The 1,906-nt window shown below is 63.7% G+C and carries 3 protein-coding genes; 1 reads left to right on the forward strand and 2 read right to left on the reverse strand.

What is annotated here, in order from left to right; translation table 11 throughout:
• Positions 1-409, forward strand: a 409-nt coding sequence (locus EN991_RS34410; protein ID WP_245461158.1) for a hypothetical protein, incomplete at its 5' end; no start/stop codon positions are given.
• Between the two features lie 98 nt (positions 410-507).
• On the opposite strand, the gene EN991_RS34415 is transcribed toward EN991_RS34410, so the two are convergent.
• Together EN991_RS34415 and EN991_RS34420 are read right to left on the reverse strand one after the other, a co-directional pair.
• Positions 508-1,434, reverse strand: coding sequence for a Gfo/Idh/MocA family oxidoreductase (locus EN991_RS34415; protein WP_127370400.1), 927 nt, complete (start codon positions 1,432-1,434; stop codon positions 508-510).
• Between the two features lie 172 nt (positions 1,435-1,606).
• Positions 1,607-1,888, reverse strand: coding sequence for a transcriptional regulator (locus tag EN991_RS34420; RefSeq protein WP_013531420.1), 282 nt, complete (start codon positions 1,886-1,888; stop codon positions 1,607-1,609).
• Positions 1,889-1,906 lie beyond the last annotated feature (18 nt).

The following is a 1,906-nucleotide window of genomic DNA, read 5'->3' on the forward strand; positions in this document are numbered from 1 at the left end:
GGAGAAACCTATGCCTTCGTTCAAACGCCGGATTGCCGTGGCAGCCATCGCGATTGTCGCCGCGTCCATAACGCCTTTTGCTGCCATCGCCCTCCCGTCGACAGCGACAGGCCGGATATTGGTGGGGCAGGTGATGGAAATGCTCGACAAGGCCGACACGAGCCCGGTCGCCAGGCAAACGCTGGTCGCCTATGTCGCCGGGGTTGGCGAAGCCGCCGGCGTGATCGCCGACACGATCGGCAATGGCGGCCTCGTTTCCTGCAAGAGTTCTTTCAGCCTGGATACACGAGCGGTGCGCGCCGCCCTTGAAGCGGGCGCCCCTCGTCAGGGTAACTGGTCTCAGACACCGGCGACGCCACTGATCATTGCCGACATGGTCAAGCGTGCCGGTTGCAGGACCAGGAATTGAGCCTGGCGATCCGCTGGTTCTCAGTCGCGCGACAATCCTGTCGCGCGACTATTCCCAACCTGCGACCGCCGCGCGATCAGCGAGTGCGGTTCCAGAGCTCAATCGAAAAACGCCTCGACTACGTTGCGCTTGCCGAGCATGAAGGCGTCAGCGACGTGCTGGAGCGGGGCCAGATCGACATCGGAAACGCCGGCGCGCACGATCTCGGCGAAGCGCTTGTAGAGCATCGGATATTCCGCTTCCGGCTCTTCGTGAATGACCTTGCCGTCGATGGCGAGCTTCGAGCCGCCGCCCGACAGCACCATGGCGCCCTTGTCGGTGTCGGCCAGGATGTCCCAGCTTTGCGGGCCTGTCTGCAGCCAGTCTAGGTCCATCGTCACCGGCAGGCCATTCGAGGTGCGGAAGGTGACGCGCGCGGCAACCGGGGAGGCGCGGTTTTCGGGAAAGTTGAGCACCGCCGAGGTGATGAACATGGCCGGCAGGATATGGGTGGCAATCGACAGCGCGTTGATGCCGGGATCGAAGACGCCAAAACCGCCGGGAGCCCAGATCCATTCCTGGTTCGGGTGCCAGCGGCGCACATCCTCTTTCCAGTTGATGGCGGCCGAGCGGATGCGGGCTGAACTTAGAAAAGCACGTGCGGCCTCGACGGCCGGCGCATAGCGCGAGTGCCAGCTGGCGAACAGCGAGACGCCGTTGTGCGCAGCCAATGTCTTGAGGTCTTCGACCTCGCTGACAGTAGCGCCCGGCGGCTTCTCCAGGAAGACATGCTTCTTTGCCGTCAGCGCCGTCCGCGCCGCGTCGTAGCGGAATTGCGGCGGCATGCAGAGCGAGACGGCCTCGAGCTCGGCTACGGCGTCGAGCATGGCTTCGATGGTGGGGAAATTCGGGATGTCATCCACCTTGCCGTGACGGCTGGCGGCCGCGACGAGGCGATAGTCCTGGTCTTTCGCCAGGGCCGGCAGGTGCTGGTCGCGGACGATCTTGCCGACGCCGACGATGCCTATCTTGATGGGCTGGGACACGGCCGCTCCGTCTGTTTGATGATGGTGATGGCTTCTTATCAGAACACTTGCCTCGGGCAAGCCGAAGCCGAGCAGCCAAGCTCAGCCTTCCCTTAGCGGCAGCACATTTGTCGGCTGGGAAGGCCTCGGTCGCCGATTCGGTTCGGCAGTCGATTCGAAAGCTGGACCGGGGTCAGATCGGCACGTCGAAGGTAACGATCGACACTTCGCCTTCGAGCGCGCCCTGGAAGGCGGAAATATGCGGCTCTTCGTCGGGGATGCCGTCCATGTCGCCGATCTGGTCGAGCTCGGCCTCGGCGTAACCTTCGGCGGCAAGCGATTCGAGCGCCCGGCGCACCGCCGAATCGTCGTCGGGCGCAACCAGCATGACGTGGACGCCTTCCGGTTTGCCGCCTTTTTTCTTCCACACCCGGCCGGTGATGATGGTGACCGGGCGTTCTTCGTTGTCGTTCACGGGCCGATTCCTCTTGGC

The organism is Mesorhizobium sp. M7A.F.Ca.US.005.03.2.1 (assembly GCF_003997795.1).
GTDB lineage: Bacteria > Pseudomonadota > Alphaproteobacteria > Rhizobiales > Rhizobiaceae > Mesorhizobium > Mesorhizobium ciceri.